Annotated in this window: 13 protein-coding genes; 8 read left to right on the top strand and 5 right to left on the bottom strand. The window is 72.8% G+C overall.

Annotation, left to right across the window (positions count from 1 at the left end; translation table 11 throughout):
* Window positions 1-286 precede the first annotated feature (286 nt).
* A complete protein-coding gene (gene npdG, locus ACLQ2S_RS25535; RefSeq protein ID WP_425703422.1) occupies window positions 287-985 on the top strand; it encodes an NADPH-dependent F420 reductase in 699 nt (232 codons plus the stop codon).
* 60 nt (window positions 986-1,045) lie between these two features.
* Here the strand turns inward: npdG and ACLQ2S_RS25540 are convergent, their stop codons facing one another.
* The 3 genes from ACLQ2S_RS25540 to ACLQ2S_RS25550 all read right to left on the bottom strand — a co-directional run bounded on the left by ACLQ2S_RS25540 (window position 1,046) and on the right by ACLQ2S_RS25550 (window position 4,454).
* Window positions 1,046-1,561 (bottom strand): hypothetical protein, encoded by a 516-nt coding sequence (locus ACLQ2S_RS25540; protein ID WP_155221913.1) that lies wholly within the window; start codon window positions 1,559-1,561, stop codon window positions 1,046-1,048.
* A gap of 103 nt (window positions 1,562-1,664) precedes the next feature.
* Window positions 1,665-2,510 carry a 3-methyl-2-oxobutanoate hydroxymethyltransferase gene (gene panB, locus ACLQ2S_RS25545; RefSeq protein ID WP_309223875.1) on the bottom strand — a complete coding sequence of 282 codons (846 nt, stop codon included), beginning with the start codon at window positions 2,508-2,510 and terminating at the stop codon, window positions 1,665-1,667.
* Between the two features lie 171 nt (window positions 2,511-2,681).
* Window positions 2,682-4,454: an NAD+ synthase gene (locus ACLQ2S_RS25550; RefSeq protein WP_155221912.1), complete on the bottom strand. Its 1,773-nt coding sequence runs from the start codon at window positions 4,452-4,454 to the stop codon at window positions 2,682-2,684.
* Window positions 4,455-4,657: 203 nt separating this feature from the next.
* Between ACLQ2S_RS25550 and glnA the strand changes: the two genes are divergently transcribed.
* Both glnA and ACLQ2S_RS25560 read left to right on the top strand, forming a co-directional pair.
* Window positions 4,658-6,007 carry a type I glutamate--ammonia ligase gene (glnA, locus tag ACLQ2S_RS25555; RefSeq protein ID WP_309223872.1) on the top strand — a complete coding sequence of 450 codons (1,350 nt, stop codon included), beginning with the start codon at window positions 4,658-4,660 and terminating at the stop codon, window positions 6,005-6,007.
* A gap of 113 nt (window positions 6,008-6,120) precedes the next feature.
* The gene (locus tag ACLQ2S_RS25560) at window positions 6,121-6,546 is read left to right on the top strand and encodes a DUF350 domain-containing protein (protein ID WP_309223871.1); all 426 of its coding nucleotides are present in this window, start codon (window positions 6,121-6,123) and stop codon (window positions 6,544-6,546) included.
* A gap of 107 nt (window positions 6,547-6,653) precedes the next feature.
* On the opposite strand, the gene ACLQ2S_RS25565 is transcribed toward ACLQ2S_RS25560, so the two are convergent.
* Window positions 6,654-7,184 (bottom strand): hypothetical protein, encoded by a 531-nt coding sequence (locus ACLQ2S_RS25565; RefSeq protein WP_425703425.1) that lies wholly within the window; start codon window positions 7,182-7,184, stop codon window positions 6,654-6,656.
* Window positions 7,185-7,331: 147 nt separating this feature from the next.
* Window positions 7,332-8,207, bottom strand: a complete 876-nt coding sequence (locus ACLQ2S_RS25570; protein ID WP_155221933.1) for a S66 peptidase family protein — start codon at window positions 8,205-8,207, stop codon at window positions 7,332-7,334.
* A gap of 210 nt (window positions 8,208-8,417) precedes the next feature.
* On the opposite strand from ACLQ2S_RS25570, the gene ACLQ2S_RS25575 reads away from it, so the two are divergent.
* From ACLQ2S_RS25575 to mptB (ACLQ2S_RS25595), 5 genes are all read left to right on the top strand, one after another.
* A complete protein-coding gene (locus tag ACLQ2S_RS25575) occupies window positions 8,418-9,182 on the top strand; it encodes a type 1 glutamine amidotransferase (protein WP_309223870.1) in 765 nt (254 codons plus the stop codon).
* Window positions 9,182-12,304, top strand: coding sequence for a bifunctional [glutamine synthetase] adenylyltransferase/[glutamine synthetase]-adenylyl-L-tyrosine phosphorylase (locus tag ACLQ2S_RS25580; RefSeq protein ID WP_425703427.1), 3,123 nt, complete (start codon window positions 9,182-9,184; stop codon window positions 12,302-12,304). Before ACLQ2S_RS25575 ends, ACLQ2S_RS25580 begins: the two co-directional genes overlap by 1 nt.
* Window positions 12,305-12,384: 80 nt before the next feature.
* Complete coding sequence (locus ACLQ2S_RS25585) at window positions 12,385-14,010, top strand: hypothetical protein (protein ID WP_425703429.1); 1,626 nt, start codon at window positions 12,385-12,387, stop codon at window positions 14,008-14,010.
* Window positions 14,011-14,067: 57 nt separating this feature from the next.
* Window positions 14,068-15,480: a polyprenol phosphomannose-dependent alpha 1,6 mannosyltransferase MptB gene (gene mptB, locus ACLQ2S_RS25590; RefSeq protein ID WP_309223869.1), complete on the top strand. Its 1,413-nt coding sequence runs from the start codon at window positions 14,068-14,070 to the stop codon at window positions 15,478-15,480.
* Window positions 15,481-15,525: 45 nt separating this feature from the next.
* Complete coding sequence (mptB, locus tag ACLQ2S_RS25595) at window positions 15,526-17,316, top strand: polyprenol phosphomannose-dependent alpha 1,6 mannosyltransferase MptB (RefSeq protein ID WP_425703431.1); 1,791 nt, start codon at window positions 15,526-15,528, stop codon at window positions 17,314-17,316.
* The last annotated feature ends 88 nt before the right edge of the window (window positions 17,317-17,404 follow it).

Genomic DNA, 17,404 nt, shown 5'->3' on the forward strand with positions numbered 1-17,404 from the left:
GCCCAACGGCCATACCAGCCCAAAACGGCGGCCGAACCCCGCCTCGCCGCTTGACACAACCCATAGGGACACCCCCCTGCACGAGTTGATCAAGAAGTTTTCGTCAGCGAGAGCGCGATTCCTGACGCAAACTTCTTGATCAACGCGGCGGGGGGCCTCCGCAGGGGGGCGGGGGGGCCTCCGCAGGGGGCGGGGGCGGGGGTAACGGGGCGGGACCCTGCGGCAGGGGGATTGTCACAGGGGTGGGCGCTGCTGGCGGGCAGGGGGATTTGCGAGGATGGCGACCATGGCATACGACCCGAGCACCCTGCCCGACGTTTCCGGGCTCACCATCGGCATCATCGGTGGCACCGGCGACCAGGGCCGAGGGCTCGCCTACCGGTTCGCTCGGGCGGGGCTGACGGTGCTGATCGGTTCCCGCTCGGCACAGCGGGCCGCCGAGTCGGCCGCCGAGATCGCCGCCCTGCCCGGTGTGCCGGCCGACGGCAGCGTCAACGGTTCCGACAACGACGACGTGGCCCGTCGCTCCGACCTGGTGATCATCGCGGTGCCCTGGGACGGGCACGCCGCCACCGTCGGGGCACTCGCCGAACCACTCACCGGCAAGATCGTCGTGGACTGTGTGAACCCGCTCGGCTTCGACAAGCAGGGCCCGTACGCGCTGCCGGTGCCGGAGGGCAGCGCCGTCCAGCAGGCCGCCGCACTGCTGCCCGACTCCCGCGTGTGCGCCGCCTTCAACCACGTCAGCGCCCCGCTGCTGGCCGATCCCGAGATCGACCGCATCGAGTTGGACGTGCTGATCTGCACCGAGGAGCGGGAACTGGTCGGCATCGTCGGCGCGCTCGCCGCCCACATCCCCGGCATGCGTGGCATCTACGCCGGTCGGCTGCGTAACGCCCACCAGATCGAGGCGTTCACCGCGAACCTGATCGCCATCAACAAGCGTTACAAGGCGCACGCCGGGGTCCGCGTCACCGACCTCTGACGGTACGACCACCGACAGGGGTGTGGCCCGGCGGTCGGGCCGGGCCGCACCACGCAACTGTCAGAAGATGACGTCGACCCCGGCGGACTTGCAGGCGGTGGTGACGGAACGGCCGGCCTTGGCGAAGGCCGGGTTGTCTGCGGCCGTGGCCGGATCCTCGGCGTTGGCGGCCTTGCCGGCCTCCGCTGCGAACCGCTCCAGCGCGGCGACCACCTTGCTGCCGGTGGCACCGGTGGCAGCCACCCTGATGACCTCGTTCTGCAACCCGGACAGGATCTTCTGGAACAGGGCCGGCGACGTGTCGGTTCCGGATTTCAGCGCGGCCGTCAGGTTCTTCTTCATCTCCTCGGAGGCCTGCTTCGCCGTCCGACAGAGTTCCTTGTCGCTCACCACGTCCGACGCGGCGGCGGTGGACGGTGCCGAGCTGGGTGGGGCCTCGGCGGGCGGGGCGGAACTGGCGGACGGCACCGTGGCCGACGGCGAGGCGTCGGTCGTCGGCTTCTCGTCACCGCAGGCGGTCAACGCCAGCAGCGATGCGCAGGCCAGGGCAAGGAAAGCAGTACGGACCCGTCTCACGAGCGAAACCGTAGCGGTTTTCAGGCGAACCCGCTCGCCTCACCTTCCGGTGGTGTCGTACCCGCCGCCGCCCGAGATGGCGTGCGGCGGGTACGAGGTGGACTCAGAAGGTGTGTTCGGGGGCGGGGAACTGGCCGGAGCGGACCTCGTCGGCGAAGCGGCGGGTGGCCTCGTCGAGCGCGTCGGCCAGGGCGGCGTACCGCTTCACGAAGCGTGGTGTCCGGCCGGTGCGCAGACCGGCCATGTCCTGCCAGACGAGCACCTGCGCGTCGGTGTCCGGGCCCGCGCCGATGCCCACCGTGGGGATCGGCAGTTCGGCGGTGACCCGCTTGGCGACGTCGCCGGGCACCATTTCGAGCACCACGGCGAAGGCGCCCGCCTCGGTGACCGCCCGCGCGTCGGCGAGGACCTCGTCGGCGGTGTCGCCGCGCCCCTGCACCCGGTATCCGCCGATGGTGTGCTCACGCTGGGGCGTGAAACCGATGTGCGCCATCACCGGAATGCCGGCACCGACGATCGCCTCGATCTGCGGGGCGTAGCGCTGGCCGCCCTCCAGCTTCACGGCGTGACAGCCGCCCTCCTTCATGAACCGTACGGCCGTCCGCAGCGCCTGGGTCGGGCCCTCCTCGTACGAGCCGAAGGGCAGGTCACCGACGACCAGGGTCTGCCGGGTGGCCCGGACCACCGCCCGCACCAGCGGCAGCAGTTCCTCGGCGGTCACCGGCAAAGTCGTCTCGTAACCGAACACGTTGTTTGACGCCGAGTCGCCCACCAACAGCACCGGGATCCCCGCGGCGTCGAAGATCGCCGCCGTGTACTGGTCGTACGAGGTGAGCATCGACCATTTCTCGCCGCGCTCCTTGGCGGCGAGCAGGTCGCGGGTGCGGACGCGACGGGTGGCCGGGCCACCGTAGAGGGCGGTCACTTCGCCGGATGTGGATTCCACGATGTTCTCCTTTCCTCGAGGCCGCGTACGCGGTCCCCGGGTCCTGCCGCGATCGTCCCACCGGGTGGGCGGTCGACGGCAGGGCGAAGTGGAGGATGTCACTCCGGCCGGGCACCACCGTCCGGCCGGAACCGCCCCCGGCCCGTGCCCACCGAGCTGCTGCCCCGTGGGCGGTCAGCCGTCCTCGCGCCAGCGGTTGGTGATCGGCAGCCGCCGGTCCCGTCCGAACGCCTTCATCGAGATCTTCGTGCCCGGCGCGGACTGGCGACGCTTGTACTCGGCGGTATCCACCAACCGCAGCACCTTGTCCACCACCGCCGGGTCGTGACCGGAGGCGATCAGGCCGTCCCGGCCGAGGTCACCGTCGACGTAGCCGATCAGGATCGGGTCGAGCACGTCGTAGTCGGGCAGCGAGTCGCTGTCGAGCTGCCCCGGGCTCAGCTCGGCGCTCGGCGGCTTGCCGATCGAGTTCTCCGGGATCGGTGGGGTCTGCCCCAGCCGTACCGCCTCGGCGTTGCGCCACTTGGCCAGCCGCCACACCAGGGTCTTCCACACATCCTTGATCGGGTTGAAGCCGCCGACCGAGTCGCCGTACAGCGTCGAGTAGCCGACCGCCAGCTCACTCTTGTTGCCGGTGGTCAGCACCAGATGGCCCTCCTGGTTCGACAACGCCATCAGGATGACGCCGCGTACCCGGGCCTGGAGGTTCTCCACCGCGACGCCGGAGAGCGACAGGTTCGCCAGGAAGGTGTCCACCATCGGCTGGATCGGCTCCACCCGGTAGTCCAGTCCGGTCCGCTTGGCCAGGTCGGCCGCGTCGGTGCGGCTGTGCTCCGAGGAGTGCTGGCTGGGCAAGGAGACACCGACCACCCGGTCGCCGCCGATGGCGTCCACCGCGATGGCCGCCGCCACCGCCGAGTCGATGCCGCCGGAGAGCCCGAGCACCACCGAGGGGAAACGGTTCTTCTCGACGTAGTCACGCAGGCCGAGCACCAGCGCCTGCCACACCTCGGCCTCGTCGGCCACCGGCTCGATGAGGCCGCCGACAGCCGCCGGGCCGGTGGGCGAGGGCGGGATCTGCTCGACGGTACGACGGACCACCCGTAGCCCGTCGGTGACCTGATCGTCGTCCGCGCCGGGCTCGGCGCTGGCCTCGTCGGCGGCGGGCAGGTCGACGTCGTGCACGAGCAGGTGGTTGACGAACTGCGGTGCTCGGGCGAGCACCGTCCCGTCCGCCGCGACGATCATCGAGTCGCCCTCGAAGACCAGCTCGTCCTGGCCGCCGATCATGTTGACGTAGGCGATGGTGGCACCGGCCTCGGCGGCCCGGCGGCGGACCACCGGAAGTCGCACGTCGTCCTTGTTCAGCTCGTACGGCGAACCGTTGATGTTGACCACCAGCCCCACCCCGGCCCGCCGGGCGGCGGCGAACGGCCCGCCGGCCTGCCAGAGGTCCTCGCAGATGGTCAGCGCCACGTCCACCTCGCCGAGCCGGACGACGGTGAGCATGTCCCCGGGCACGAAGTAGCGGTCCTCGTCGAAGACGCCGTAGTTGGGCAGGTGGTGCTTGAAGTAGGTGGCGACCACCGCGCCACGGTGCAGCAGCGCGGCGGCGTTGCGGGTGCCCCGGCCCGGCTGGGCGTCCGCGCCGAGCTGCGACGGACCGTCGGCGTCCAGGTAGCCCACCACCACCGGCAGCTCGCCCAGACCGTCGGCGGCCAGATCGGCGGCGAGCCGGTCCAGCGCCGCCCGGGAGGCGGCCACGAAGGAACTCCGGAAGACGAGGTCCTCCACCGGGTACCCGGTCAGCATCATCTCCGGGAACAGGACGAGCTGGGCGCCGGAGTCGGCGGCCCGGCGGGTCCAAGCCCGGACGAGACCGGCGTTGCCGGTGAGGTCACCGACACTGGGGTTGACCTGGCACAGGGCGAGACGCAGGGTGGGCATGTCCTCATCTTGCCCCAGCGGCACCGGGCCGACACGTCGGCATGGGGCGGTACGACCGGGCCCGACCGCCGGTCGGGACGGGACGGGACGCAATGGCCGCGGTTCGGTTAACGTCTGCGTAATCGGGTCGATGGAGACTGGTCGGTCAGGTCGGGCATAGTCCGACCGCAGCCGGACATAGAGTGTCGCGGAAGGTTGGGGAAGTGGACCGTCAGCAGGAGTTCGTCCTCCGTACGCTGGAAGAGCGGGACATCCGGTTCGTCCGGCTGTGGTTCACCGACGTGCTCGGCACGCTCAAGAGCGTGTCGGTCGCCCCCGCGGAGTTGGAGGCCGCCTTCGAGGAGGGCATCGGCTTCGACGGGTCGGCCATCGAGGGGTTCGCCCGGGTCTTCGAGTCGGACATGGTCGCCGTGCCCGATCCGACCACCTTCCAGGTCTTCCCGTTCGAGGGTGGGGTCAGCGGCGAGAGCGCCCGGATGTTCTGCGACATCTCACTGCCCGACGGCAGCCCGTCCTGGGCGGATCCGCGTCACGTGCTGCGCCGCGCGCTGTCCCGGGCGGCCGACAAGGGCTTCACCTTCTACACCCACCCGGAGATCGAGTTCTTCCTGCTGGAGAACGGCCCGATGGACGGCTCGGTGCCGGTGCCGGTGGACACCGGCGGCTACTTCGAGCACACCACCCACGCGGTGGCCCGTGACTTCCGCCGTCAGGCGGTGCTCGCGTTGGAGCGCATCGGCATCTCCGTCGAGTACAGCCACCACGAGGTCGCCCCCGGCCAGCAGGAGATCGACCTGCGGTACGCCGACGCGCTGACCACCGCCGACAACATCATGACCTTCCGGCACGTGGTCAAGGAGGTGGCGCTCTCCACCGGCGTGCAGGCCACCTTCATGCCCAAGCCCTTCACCGACCAGCCGGGCAGCGGCATGCATACCCACCTGTCGCTGTTCGAGGGGGAGCGCAACGCGTTCCACGACGCCGGTGACCCGATGAAGCTGTCCAAGGTGGCGCGGGCGTTCATCGCCGGGCTGCTGGCCCACGCCCGGGAGTACACCGCCGTCACCAACCAGTGGGTCAACTCGTACAAGCGGTTGTTCCCGCAGGCGCTGCCGGACCGGGTCACCGAGAGCCCGGCGTACGTCTGCTGGGGGCACCTGAACCGCTCCGCGCTGGTCCGCGTCCCGGCGTACGGCAAGCCGAACTCGGCCCGGGTGGAGATCCGCTCGCCCGACTCGGCCGCCAACCCGTACCTCGCCTTCGCGGTGCTGCTCGGCGCCGGGATGAAGGGCATCGAGGAGGGGTACGAGCTGCCACCGGGCGCCGAGGACGACGTGTGGGCGTTGACCAGCGCCGAGCGGCGGGCGATGGGGTACGAACCGCTGCCGGAGAACCTGTCCGAGGCGATCGACGTGATGGCCGGTTCGGAACTGGTCGCCGAGGTGCTCGGCGAGCACGTCTTCGACTTCTTCCTGCGCAACAAGCGGTCCGAGTGGGAGCAGTACCGCCGCGAGGTCACCCCGTACGAGCGTCAGCACTACCTGTCGCTGTAACCGCTGGTCCGCCCGGCGGCCCGTCACCGGGCAGCCGGGCGTTGCGGGGTGCCGCTATCGTCTCGATCACCGTGCCGGCGTCCGTCGGCCGGAGATTCGTCGGGAGGCAGTCGGTGCTGGAGGACCTGCTCAGCGGAGCCTGGCAGAGCGTGGTGTTCGGGGTTGTCGGAGTCGGCCTGATGGCCGCCGGCTTCTTCCTGGTCGATCTGCTCACTCCGGGCAAGCTGCGGGAGCTGATCTGGATTCGCCGTAACACCAACGCCGGCCTGCTGCTCGCCGCCAACCAGCTCGGCGTCGCCGGCATCGTCTTCACCGCGATCCTGACCAGCTACAGCGACTTCGCCAAGGGGCTGGCCTCGACGATCATCTTCGGGCTGATCGGTCTGGTCATCATGGCGCTGGCCTTCTTCGTGCTGGACCTGCTCACGCCGGGACGGCTCGGCGAGGTCATCTGCGCCGACGAGCCACACCCGGTGGCCCGGGTCAGCGCCGCCAGCCACTTCGGCGCCGCGCTGATCGTCTGCGCCTGCATCGCCTGACGCGGACTCGCCGCTGGTCGGCCCCGCCGCGAGTGCGGGGCCGACCTCGGACGGCAGCGGCCGACCGTGCCCGGCGGCAGCGCGGCCGACCACCCTCGGGTGCGGCGTTACTTGCCGGCCGGTCGACCCCCGCCGGCCCAGCCACCGAAGACACCGGCCTCGACGGCGGCGGTGATGGCGTCGGCCTGCTCCTGGGTCAGCTTGCCCTCCTCGACCGCCCGCGCGAGCCGCTCGGTCAGCGCCTTCTTGCGCTCCTCGGCCGACGGCGGGGTCCGCCGCTCACCGGGCTTGCGGCCCTCGGCGCCGTCGCCGCGCTTGTGGCCCTCGGCGCCGTGGCCGCGCCCGAGGAGACCCCGGCGGCCCTCGTGGTCCGTGCGGCGCTGCTCGCGCAGCTCCTCCAGCGCCTCGGTCACCTTCTCGGTCGGTACGCCCAACTCCGCGGCCAGCGCCTCGGCGAACGGAGCGTGCCGCGCGGCGCGCGGCTCCTGCGGATCGCCCTGGTCCGCCCTGCTGGTGCTGGCGCTCGGGGTGGTTTCGTCGTCGGCCAGCGCCACGGTGGGAGCGGCGATCCCCACGCCGAGTACGCCCGCCACGGCCAGACCGGCCAGCAGGTTCTTCTTCGAGATCGTGCGGGACATCGTTCCTCCAACTCGTCGTGACACGGTGAGGTCACCGTGCTGCGGTGACGTCACCGACAGTGGCCGGTCCGGCTGGGCGGCAACCGTGGCGAAGCTGTCAACGCGCTGGCAATTTCGAGCACTGATCCGGACACATCGGGTGAAGGGTCAGCGGACGGCGGCGGTGACGGTGAGGGTACCGGCGTCGGCGTCGAGGGTCGCGCGGGTGCCGAACGGCACGGTGAGCTGACCCGGACCGTGACCGATCGGCAGGCCGCCGAGCACCGGCACGCCCAGGTCACCGAGGCGCTCGACGAGCACGTCGGTCACCGTGGTGTCCCAGCCGTCGGCGCAGTCGGTGAACTGCCCCACGGCCACCCCGGCCAGCCCGTCCAGCGCGCCGGCCCGGCGCAGTTGGGTCAGCATCCGGTCGACCTTGTACGGCGGCTCCTGCACCTCCTCCAACAGCAGCACCGCGCCGGTCAGGTCGGGCATGTCCGGGGTGCCGAGGGAGGCCACGACCAGGCAGAGGTTGCCGCCCAACAGTCGGCCGGTGGCCCGCCCCGCGACGCGTACGCCGAAGGTCTCCTCGTCCTCGACGGCGCGTACGGTGACCGGCTCGGTGCTGGTCATCGCCGCGTGCAGCGACTCGGCCGAGGCCAGCGGGGTGCGCTCGTCCCGCCAGGCCGCACCGGGACCGTGCACCCCGGCCAACCGGGCACCCCGCCACAGGGCCAGGTGCAGCGCGGTGATGTCGGAGAACCCGGCGACCACCTTCGGGTCACGGCGTACCGCCGCCATGTCGATCGCGTCCACCACCCGCTGCGCCCCGTAGCCGCCCCGGGTGCAGATGACGCCCCGCACCTCCGGGTCGGCGAACGCGGTGTTCAGGTCGGCGGCCCGCAGTTCGTCCGGCCCCGCCAGATAGCCCTGCCGGGCGTACGCGTTGGGCGCGAGCACCGGCCGCAGGCCCCAGCCGGTGAGTAGTTCCAGGCCCCGGGCCACCCGTTCCGGCCGGGTCGGTCCGGACGGCGACACCAGCATCACCGTGTCACCGGGGCGCAGGGCAGGCGGGCGTACGACGTCGTCGGGCGTACTGCGGTCGGACACAGCGGGACAGCCTAGTGCGGTGGCCGGGTGGGCTCACCGAGCGCGCCGGAACCGGACGAGCGGCGGCGTGCCGTGTCGGAGCCGACGACCCGGCACGATCCCCTCACGCTGGTCGGATCGGCCGGACCGGATAGCCTCGACGGTGTGGCAACTGCGTTGGTGATCGAGAACGACCCGACCGACGACCCGCGCCGCCTGGGGGAGTGGCTGACCGAAGCCGGGTTGGAGTTGTCGGTGGTCCGCCCGCACGCGGGCGACGCCCTGCCCGCCGACCTGGACGGGCACGCCGCCCTGGTGGTGCTCGGCGGTGACCAGCAGGCATACCCGCTGGTCGACGGTCGGCCGGGCGCGGCCTGGTTCCCGGCCGTGGAGAAGCTGCTCCGCAAGGCGGTGCGGCACCGGGTGCCGACCCTGGGCGTCTGCCTCGGCGCTCAGCTGCTGGCCACCGCCCACGCCGGCACCGTCGAGCGCAGCCCGTCCGGGCCGGAGGCCGGACCGGGCGTGGTGGGACGGCGCGACGCGGCCGAGAAAGACCCGCTCTTCCGATATGTGCCGCTGATCCCCGACGTGTTGCAGTGGCACGCCGACGAGATCACCGAACTGCCCGCCGGCGCCACCCTGCTGGCCGCCTCCACCCGCTATCCGCACCAGGCGTTCCGCCTCGGCGACCGGGCCTGGGGGTTGCAGTTCCACATCGAGTGCGACACCGCCATGATCGCCGAGTGGGCCACCGACTCGGCGCTGCTGGCCGAGCTGGGTTACGACCCGCAGCTGGTGATCTCCGCATGTGACGCGGTGATGGCCGACGTCGAGGAGGTCTGGCAGCCGTTCGCGGCGCGGTTCGCCGCGCTCGCCCTCGGTGAGCTGGAAGACGGATCGCGTCGCAGCCTGCCGCTGCTCGGGCACTGATGGGCCGGCCGACCAGCGCCACGGGCCGACTCGCCCGCTACGGCTTTGGCGTGACCGACGACGACGCGGGCGCTCGCGCCGCCGACCTGCTCGGGCCGGACGGGCTCGACCTGTGGCGGCCCGAGAGCCAGGAACCCACCGACGAGCAGGCCCAGGAGTTGCTCACCGCGCTGTCCCGGGTCGCCGACCCCGACCTGGCGCTGCGGCAACTGCACCGACTGGTGGAGGCGGAGCAGCGCGCCTCGGCCGGGCCGAACGGCACCGGCACGGGCGGTGCGGTGCGGCAGCGCGGTGCCGGTCCCGGCCAGGCCACCGCGACCGGCGGCAACGCGGGCGCTGCCGCCGGTGCCGGTGGGGGCATCGGGGCGGGTTCTGCGGTGCTGGCCGCGCTGCACGACGACCCGGGTCTGCGTCGGCGGCTGCTCGCCGTGCTGGGCGCCTCCTCGGCGCTCGGCGACCACCTCGTGGCCAACCCGGACCACTGGTCGGTGCTGCGCACCGAACCGGACGGTCTCGCCCCGACCGCGGACGGCAGCCTCGACCTGTCCGGCGAGGGCAACCCGGTCGCGGTGCTGCGGCGGGCGTACCGGCTGGCGTTGCTGCGGATCGCGGCGGCCGACCTGACCGGCGGGCGTGGCCTGGAGCAGACCATGGCCGCGCTCTCGGCGCTGGCCGACGCGACACTGTCGGCCGCGTACCGGACCGCCGTGGCGGAGCTGCCCGAGGGCACCCGGGAACCCCGGCTGGCCGTGGTCGCGATGGGCAAGTGCGGCGGTGGCGAGCTGAACTACGTCTCCGACGTCGACGTGATCTTCGTGGCGGCCGAGGACGACGACCTGACCGCCGCCACCACCGTGGCCACCCGACTGATCCACATCTGCGGTCTGGTCGCCTGGCCGGTCGACGCCGCCCTGCGCCCCGAGGGCAACCGGGGCCCGTTGGTGCGGACCCTCGCCAGCCACCTGGCCTACTACCGGCGCTGGGCCCGGACGTGGGAGTTCCAGGCCCTGCTCAAGGCCCGCCCGGCCGCCGGTGACCTGGCGCTCGGCCAGGAGTGGATCGACGCACTGGCACCCCTGCTCTGGCAGGCGGCCGAACGCCCCGAGGCGGTCGAGGACGTCCGGGCCATGCGGCGCAAGATCATCGACAACATCCCGCCGAAGGAGCTGGAACGCGAGATCAAACGCGGCCCGGGCGGGCTGCGTGACATCGAGTTCGCGGTGCAGCTGCTGCAACTGGTGCACGGCCGGGGCGACGACACGCTGCGGGCACCCGGCACCATCCCCGCGCTGCGCGCGCTGGTCACCGGCGGCTACGTCGGCCGGGCCGACGGCGAGGCGCTGCTGCGCGGCTACCGCTTCCTGCGTACCGTCGAGCATCGGCTGCAACTCCAGGGCCTGCGGCGCACCCACACCGTGCCGACCGAGCCGGGTGCCCTGCGCTGGCTCGCCACCGCGCTCGGCTACACCGCCACCCCCGGCCGCAGCGCCGTCGAGGAGTTCCGCGCCGAGTGGGTCACCCACGCCTCCGAGGTACGCCGACTGCACGCCAAGCTGCTCTACCGGCCGCTGCTGGAGTCGGTGGCCCGGGTACCGGCCGACGGGCTGCGGCTGACCCCGCAGGCGGCCCGCAACCGGCTGGAGATCCTCGGCTTCGCCGACCCCGCCGGGGCGCTTCGTCACCTCCAGGCCCTCACCGGTGGAGTCAGCCGCACCGCCGCCATCCAACGCACCCTGCTGCCGGTGCTGCTCAGCGAGTTCGCCGACGCGCCCGAGCCGGACCGGGGGCTGCTCAGCTACCGGCAGGTCTCCGACTCGCTCGGCAGCACCCCCTGGTATCTGCGACTGCTGCGCGACTCCGGGCCGGTGGCCCGCCGGTTGGCCCGGGTGCTCTCCTCCTCCCGGTACGTGGCGGACCTGCTGACCCGCGAGCCGGAGGCGCTGCGCCTGCTGGCCGAGGAGAGCGAGTTGAGCCCCCGCCCGCGCGAGGTGCTCTTCGAGGGCCTCACCGCCGCCGCGGCCCGGCACAGCGACCCGGTCGAGGCGACCCGCGCGGTGCGCGCCTTGCGCCGCCGGGAACTGCTCCGGCTCGCCTGCGCCGACCTGCTCAGCCGGGCCGGTTCGCTCGCCCCGGGACGCGCCGACGGCGGCCGGTCGGCCTCCCCGCTGTCCGACGTCACCGCCGTCGGCACCGCGTTGTCCGACGTCACCGACGCGACCCTCGCCGCCGCACTGCGGACCGCCCGCGCCAGCCAGCCGGCCATGCCGGAGCTGACCTTCGCGGTGATCGGGATGGGTCGGCTCGGCGGGTACGAGTCGAACTACCTCTCCGACGCCGACGTGCTCTTCGTCTACGAACCACCCGAAGGGGTCAGCGAGAGCGCGGCCAGCGCCGCCGCCCAGGCCATCGCCGAGGAGCTACGACGACTGCTGGGCATGCCCGCGCCGGACCCGCCGCTGGGTGTCGACGCCGACCTGCGACCCGAGGGTCGGCAGGGGCCGCTGGTCCGCAGCCTCGCCGCCTACCAGCAGTACTACGCCCGCTGGTCGCGGGTGTGGGAGGCGCAGGCGCTGCTGCGCGCCCGCTGTGTCTGTGGTGACGCCGAGCTGGGCACCCGGTTCGAGCGGCTGGTCGACCCGATCCGCTACCCGGCCGACGGCCTGACCCGGGAGCAGATCATCGAGATCCGGCGGATCAAGGCGCGGGTGGAGACCGAACGGCTGCCCCGGGGCGCCGACCCGGCCACCCACACCAAGCTGGGCCGGGGCGGTCTGGCCGACGTGGAGTGGGCGGTGCAGCTGCTCCAACTGCGGCACGCGGGCGCGTACCCGCAGCTGCGCGGCACGCGTACCCTCGACGCCCTCGCCGCCGCCCGGGACGCGGGCCTGGTCGACCCGGCGGACGCCGAGGCGATGACGGCCGGCTGGACCCTCGCCGCGCAGGTCCGCAACGCGCTGATGCTGGTCCGGGGCCGCGCGGGCGACCAGTTGCCCCGGCACGGCGTGGAGCTGGCCGGCGTGGTCCGGCTGCTCGGCCGCGACGACCCGGGCGAGTTCCTCGACGAGTACCTGCGCACCGGCCGCCGCTCCCGCGCCGCCACCCAACGCCTCATGGAGATGTAAGGAAGGGCACCCTGTTAACGCCTGCGGTAGAGCAGGGGCCCCTGCTTAACACCCCGGCCGGTCGTGGTACGACTGCTCGGGTGTCGACACCCATCCCTGCCGCCGCCCCGGACGCGCGCGGCAACGGTGCTTCGTCAGGTGTCGGCGGCCCTCCGACCCTGGCCGTCGTCGGCGCGCTGGTGGTGTCGCTGGTGTTGGCGGTCCTGTTCCTGCTGGCCCCGCCGATGGGCACCGACCTCTCCGCGCAGATGGCCCGCGCGGGTTTCGCCGAGCGCAACGGTTTCGCCCCGCTGGACTTCTCCTGGTACGGCGGGGTCAACCAGTTCGGCTACAGCCTCTACACCCAGACGCTCGGCGGATGGGTGGGCGTGCGTACGGTCGGCGCGGTCGCGGCGGTGCTCTCCGCCGTGGCACTGGCCTGGTTGCTGGTGTTGACCGGAGCCCGCCGTCCGCTGCTCGGCAGTCTGCTGGGTGCGGTCGTCCTGGTGGGGAACCTGGCCAGTGGTCGGATCACCTTCGCCGTCGGCCTGATGTGGGCGCTGGTCGCGCTCTGCGCGGTGGCCGTGTCCCGGCCGGCGTGTCGGTGGCAGCTCTCGGCCGCCGGTGCGGCGGCGGTGCTCGCCACGGCGGCCAGCCCGGTGGCAGGACTGTTCATCGGCCTCACCGGCGGCACCCTGCTGGTCCTCGACCTGGTGCGGCGTCGACGGCCGGGAGCCGCCGCCCTGGTCCTCTGCCTGGCACCGCTGGTGACGGTGGCACCGATGGTGGTGCTCTTCGGCAACGGTGGCTGGCAGCCGTTCACCGCCGAGTCGCTGCGGGTCAACCTGGCGCTGGTCGTGGTGGTGCTCGCGTTCGTGCCGGTGCGAGCCGTGCGGGTCGGCGCGGGGCTCACCGCGCTGCTGCTGGTCGCCGCCTACTACCTGCCCAGCCCGGTCGGCTCGAACGCGCTGCGGCTACCGATGCTCTTCGCCCTGCCGGTCGTCGCGGCCTACGCCGAGATGAGTCGACGGTGGCTGGCCGCGCTGCTCGTCGCGCTGTTCTGGTGGCAGTCCCCGGTGATGACCAGCGACATCGTCCGTCGAGGGTCGGCACCGGTCTACGCCGCCTTCTACCAGCCTCTACTGGACGAGCTGGACCGGCGGGCACCGGTGGGCCGGGTCGAGGTGGTGCCGCTGCGGGACCACTGGGAGAGCGCCCACGTGGCCGCCGCCGTGCCCCTGGCCCGGGGCTGGGAGCGGCAGGTCGACGCGGGACGTAACGGCCTCTTCTACGACGGCAGCCTCGATGCCGCCCGGTACGGCGACTGGCTGCGCCGAAACGCCGTCAGCTACGTCGCCGTCGCACCGGACGCGGCCCTCGACCGGTACGGCCGGGACGAGGCGACGCTGGTCCTGGCCGGTCAGCCGTACCTGCGTGAGGTCGGACGCCCCGGCCGGTGGCGGCTGTACCAGGTGCTCGATCCGCAACCGCTGGTCTCCGCTCCGGCCCGGCTCGTCGCCTCCGACGACGCCGGTGTGCGGTTCACCGTCGAGGAGCCCGCCGACGTGCTCGTCCGGGTCCGGTGGTCCCGGTGGCTGTCCCTGAAGTCACCAGCGGGCTGCGTGCGACCAGGCGCGGACGGTTGGGTCACCGTACGGGCCCACGATCCGGGCACCTTCGAGATCACCAGCAGTCTGCGGCCGTCCGGTCACTGTCGGTCGGCCTGAAGCCCGGCAACAGCCCACCTCCGTACCGCGCTCACGATTGCTGGCAGCATGACGGACGTGCCCCATCACCTCGTGCGCTGGACCGGACTGGCCGGATCGATCATGCTCTCCGTGGCGGCGTTCCTCGGCGGCGCCCTGCCCAGCGGGGACCTGCGGCCGAACCCGGTCAAGATCTGGCTGGGGCCGAACGGGCCGCTGATCATCGGGCTGTGGCTGTTCGGTACCGCAGCCATGGCGGTGGCGTGGTGGACGCTGCGTGACCGAGTGCCGTCGGCCCGGTGGGCGCTGGTCACCGCCGGGCTCTGGGCGCTGCCGTTCCTGGTGACCCCGCCGATGGGCAGCCGCGACGTCTACGCGTACGCCTGCCAGGGGGCGAGCTACGCCAACGGCATCAGCCCCTACGAGTACGGGGTCTCCACGCTGCCCTGCCCCTGGCTGGACACCATGTCGTACATCTGGCGGGACACCCCTGCGCCGTACGGTCCGCTGTTCGTGGTGCTCTCCGGTGCGGTGGTCGCCGCGACCGGTTCCCTGGTCGGCAGCATCGCGCTGTTCCGGGCGCTCGCGGTGGCCGGCGTGGTGCTCACCGCGGCCTGCCTGCCGGTGCTGGCCCGTCGCTGCGGCGTACCGGTCGGCCGGGCGCTCTGGCTGGCGTTGGCCAGCCCGCTGGTGGGGGTGCACCTGATCGCCGGGGCGCACAACGACGCCCTCATGGTCGGGCTGATGGTCGCCGGGCTGGCCGTGGTGGTCGCCCGACCCGGGCGGCCCTGGCCGCTGCTGGTCGGCGGGGTGGTGCTCGGCCTGGCCGCCGCGATCAAGGTGACTGCGGTGGTGGTGGTGCCGTTCGCGGCGCTCGCCGCGATCACCGGCGGCTTCTCGCTGCGCGCGCTGCTGCGCCACGGTACGCCGGTGGTCGCCGGTGCCGTGACCACGCTGTTCGGGGTGACCCTCGCCGCCGGGCTGGACCTCGGTTGGATCACCGGACTGTCCCACGGCAACGAGGTGGTCGCCTGGACCTCGCCGCCGACCGCCATCGGGCAGACCGCCGGCTACCTGGCGCTGCCGTTCGGCCAGCACATCGACGCGCTGCCGGTGACCCGGGGCATCGCGGTGCTGGTGCTGGCGGGTCTGCTGGTGTGGCTGTGGTTCCGGGCCCGGCACCGTGACCCGCTCTGGCACGCCGCGCTGGCGTTGACCGCGACGGTGGCGCTCGCCCCGCTGTTCCACCCCTGGTACTGGTTCTGGCCGCTGGCCCTGCTCGCCGCCACCGCGCAGCGCACCTGGTGGTTCAGCGCGGTGACCGTGGTCTCCGCGTTTCTGGTGCTGGCCGACGGTACCGGGCTGCCCCGCTACACCAAGACGGTCGGTGCACCCCTGATGACGCTGTTCGTGATCGTGGTGACGATCCGCTTGGTACGGTCGGCGAAGGAGGCCCGAGCGGCGGCGCGCCGACCGGTGCCTGTCGAGTAGGCCGGTTCCGGCGGGGCGACCCGCGTTCAAGGAGAGGTACCGCCGGTGACCGAGCCCGGCTCCCGGCCCGTCGGTCCCCGTGACCGGGCGGCCCGCTACACCGGGCTGGTCGGGGCGCTGCTGCTGGCGGTCGCCGGGTACATCGGGGGAGCCCTGCCCGATTCCGCCACCACCCGGTTCTGGAACACCGACGTCGGCCCGCTGACCGTCACGGTGTGGCTGCTCGGCACAGCCGCCATGGTTGGTGCCTGGTGGGCGCTACGCGACGGCGCGCCGTCGACCCGGTGGGCGTACGTCACCGCCGGGTGGTGGGCGCTGCCGCTGCTGGTCACCGCCCCGCTGGGCAGTCGGGACGTCTACTCGTACGCCTGCCAGGGGTGGATCTACGCCGACGGTGGTGATCCGTACACCACCGGAGTGGCCGCGGCCGGTTGCCCGTGGGTCGAGGCGGTCGCACCGGTCTGGCGGGACACCCCGGCACCGTACGGGCCGTTCTTCGTGCTGCTCGCCGCGCTGGCGGTGGTGCTCGGTGGCGGGTTGGTCGGCACCGTGCTGCTGTTGCGGCTGCTGGCCCTCGCGGGCGTACTGGCGGCGGCGGCCTGCCTGCCCGGCCTGGCCCGCGCGGCCGGGGTACCACCCCGACGGGCGACCTGGCTGGTGCTGGCCTGTCCACTGGTCGGGGTACACCTGATCGCCGGGGCGCACAACGACGCGGTGATGCTCGGCCTGCTACTCCCGGCCCTGCTGCTGCTGACCCGCCGCGATGCTCCGCAAGCGGTACCACCGGTCCACCGCAACGCCCCACCGCCGCGAACCTCGCGGAGCCGGCCGTCGGTCGACTCGCGCTGGTGGCGGCCGGTCGGGTCGCTGCGGCGTTGGCGGCCTTCGGCTGGTTCGTGGCGGCGGTCGGTCGGGTCGTGGTGGCGGTTGGTTGGCTTGGGTCGGGGGCCGTCGGCTGGTTCGTGGCAGTGGTCGGTCGGGTCGTGGTGGCGGCCGTCGGTGGGGGTGCTGCTGGTGGCCGGGTTGCTGCTCGGGCTGGCGGTGTCGGTAAAGGTCACCGCCGTGGTGGTGCTACCGTTCGTGGCGCTGACCGCCGTACGGGGTCGGCCCGTGGTGCGGGCGCTGCTGCGGGACGGTGGCCTGCTGGGGGTCGGGGCGGTCGGCGGGCTGCTGGTGCCCTCGCTGCTGACCGGTCTGGGGCCCGGTTGGCTCGGCGGGCTGGGCCGCAGCGGTGACACCGTGCAGTGGACCTCGCCGCCGACCGCCGTCGGCATGGTCGTCGACTACGTCGGTGAACTGTCCGGCCGACAACCCGACGCGGTCCCGATAACCCGTGTTCTAGGCCTAGCCCTACTAGCCACCCTCCTCCCCCTCCTCTGGCATCAAACCCTCCAAACCCCCCCACCCCACCCCCCGCACCCACCCCACCCACCCCACCCACCCGTGTTGATCAAGAAGTTTTGGTCTTCTGGACCGGCGTGTCGAGACCAAAACTTCTTGATCAACCCGGGTAAGGGCAAGGGTGGGGGTGGGGGTGGGGGTGGGGTGGTGTTGGGGGCGGTGGGGGTGGCGTTGGGGGTGACGGTGGTGCTGGCGCCGGTGTTTCACCCCTGGTACGCGACCTGGCCGCTGGCGGTGCTCGCGGTGGCGGCGACCCGGACCGTCTGGTTCGTACTGCCGTGTGCGCTGGCGTCGTTCCTCGCCCTGCCGGACGGCACCAACCTGGCCCGGCTGACCAAGGCTCCGGGCGCGATCGGGATGACCATCCTGCTGCTCACCGCAGCCGCCTGCTGCCTGCCCAACCAACGCCCCCGCCCGTCACCCCCACCCCGCTGACCACCCCACCCCGCCGATCACCCCCACCCCGCTGACCACCCCACCCCGCCGATCACCCCCACCCCGCTGCTGCCGGGTTGCGCCGGAG

It is taken from the genome of Micromonospora sp. DT48, assembly GCF_049844495.1.
In the GTDB taxonomy this organism is placed as follows: domain Bacteria; phylum Actinomycetota; class Actinomycetes; order Mycobacteriales; family Micromonosporaceae; genus Micromonospora.